Origin of the sequence: Neisseria sp. HMSC073G10, from assembly GCF_001812605.1 — a bacterium.
In the GTDB taxonomy this organism is placed as follows: Bacteria; Pseudomonadota; Gammaproteobacteria; order Burkholderiales; family Neisseriaceae; genus Neisseria; species Neisseria subflava_A.
In genome coordinates, this window is the sequence record NZ_KV809535.1 from 1 (window position 1) to 1,999 (window position 1,999).

General features: G+C 47.0%; 1 protein-coding gene and 2 tRNA genes. 1 reads left to right on the forward strand and 2 read right to left on the reverse strand.

Annotated features, from left to right (window positions below; translation table 11 throughout):
• Positions 1–44: 44 nt before the first annotated feature.
• Complete coding sequence (gene dacB / locus HMPREF2865_RS07465) at positions 45–1,457, forward strand: D-alanyl-D-alanine carboxypeptidase/D-alanyl-D-alanine endopeptidase (RefSeq protein ID WP_070646602.1); 1,413 nt, start codon at positions 45–47, stop codon at positions 1,455–1,457.
• Positions 1,458–1,747: 290 nt separating this feature from the next.
• On the opposite strand, the gene HMPREF2865_RS07470 is transcribed toward dacB, so the two are convergent.
• Together HMPREF2865_RS07470 and HMPREF2865_RS07475 are read right to left on the reverse strand one after the other, a co-directional pair.
• Positions 1,748–1,824: transfer RNA gene (locus tag HMPREF2865_RS07470), tRNA-Asp, on the reverse strand.
• 32 nt (positions 1,825–1,856) lie between these two features.
• A tRNA-Val gene (locus HMPREF2865_RS07475) sits at positions 1,857–1,932 on the reverse strand.
• Positions 1,933–1,999 lie beyond the last annotated feature (67 nt).

Sequence of the window (1,999 nt, forward strand, 5' to 3'; positions counted from 1 at the left end):
GGGATTTTGGGGAATTTTGCAAAGGTCTCAGATTTTGTAACACAATGAAGTTAAAAAGTATTTTATCAATCAGCCTGATGATGACGGTTTGTCCGTCATGGGCTTTGGATTTCGGGCGTATTCCTGAAAATGAAATTTCCGTTTATGTGCAGGAATTGGACAGCGGTAAAGTGATTGCCGAACACCGTGCCGATGAATTGCGCAATCCTGCTTCGACGATGAAGCTGGTAACGGCGTTTACCGCGTTTCGTATGTTGGGCGGCGATTATCGTTGGAAAACCGAGTTTAAAACCAACGGCCTAATCAAAGGCGATACGCTGAAAGGCAATGTGTATTGGGTGGGGAGCGGCGATCCTGTGTTTGACCAGCATGATCTGGTGCAAATGCAGCAACAGATGCGCGATAAGGGCATACGCCATATTGACGGACATCTGATACTCGACCGCAGCCTGTGGGGCGATGTGAAGAATCCGGATGATTTTGCTTCCGATTCTGCCGAAAGCTTTATGACACCGCCCGATCCCAATATGTTGGCGTATAAAACCGTTGAACTGCGTGCTGAAAAAGAAGAAGACGGAAGCTTGGTCATCCGTACCAACCCGCCGCTGCCGAATCTGAACATTCAAAACAAATTGACGCTTGAAGATAAGGAAGGGAAGTGCAGTGTTTTAAAAAACCACATGAAGACTTCCTATAAAAACAATACGCTGACCGTATCGGGCAAGCTGCCGGAAAGCTGCTTGGGCAAAGAGCTGTATCTGAATATGTACAGTATGAAAGAATTTGTCGGCAAAAGTTTTGTGAACCAATGGCGTCAACAAGACGGCACGGTTTCAGACGGCCTGACGACAGGTGTCGCTCCTCATGATGCGCATGTGTTGGCAAGCCATCTCTCCAAACCGCTTACCGATATTCTCACCGATATGAACAAGCATTCCAATAATCTGATTGCCCGTTCGGTTTTCCTTAAATTTGCCGGAAACATGTCTGATTACAAGCTGGCGCAGACTAAGGCCGCCTCTATCGTAAAAAGCGAGCTGACGGTTGCCGGTATTAATACGGAAGGGCTGGTGTTGGAAAACGGCTCAGGCCTGTCCCGCGTAGAACGGCTCAATGCGCGAATGATGGCGCAAATGTTGGAAAAAGCCTACTTCAGCCCGTTTAAAAACGAGTTTATCAGTACGCTGCCGATTGCCGGTAAAGACGGCACGCTTAAAACACGCTTGAAACAGCCCGGTGAAAACCTGCGCCTCAAAACCGGTACACTCAAAGATGTCCGCGCACTGGCTGGGTATTGGTTGGGCGAAAAGCCGTTGTTGGTTGTCGTCATTATCAACAGCCAAAAGTCAACCGATTATTTACGCGACTTGGATAAGCTGGTGTCTAAAATTGTTCAGCCCGGTGGCGAACATTGGATTGATGCTAAGGCTTCCTGCATGATTAGGTATCAGGCTTGATAAGCTAAAAAAGGCCGTCTGAAAATGCATTGACGTTTTCAGACGGCCTTTGTGTAAGAAGGGGAGGCAAGTATTTATGTCTATTTTGAATAGATGATATAGGGATTTGATGAATAAGCGTTTGGTGTGAATCCGCTTGAGATGGATGGTCTTTCAGGATTTAAACCATATGTCTGCTTTATTGTGTTGTCCTGTTTATATTATTTAAATAGCTGGATTTTTTATAAAAAGGCATAGGGTGCAGACGAAAAAATACCGGTAAAAACCGGTATTTTTTATTTTTAACTTGATGGCGCGGCGGACGGGGCTCGAACCCGCGACCCCCGGCGTGACAGGCCGGTACTCTAACCAACTGAGCTACCACCGCGCATTCATTGTCAGAGACAATGAAAAGGAAAGTGGTGGGTGATGACGGAGTCGAACCGCCGACATTCTGCTTGTAAGGCAGACGCTCTACCAACTGAGCTAATCACCCGAAAAAGGGAGATACTGAAGAATCAGTATTTTAAAATAATGGCGCGGCGGACGGGGCTCGAACCCGC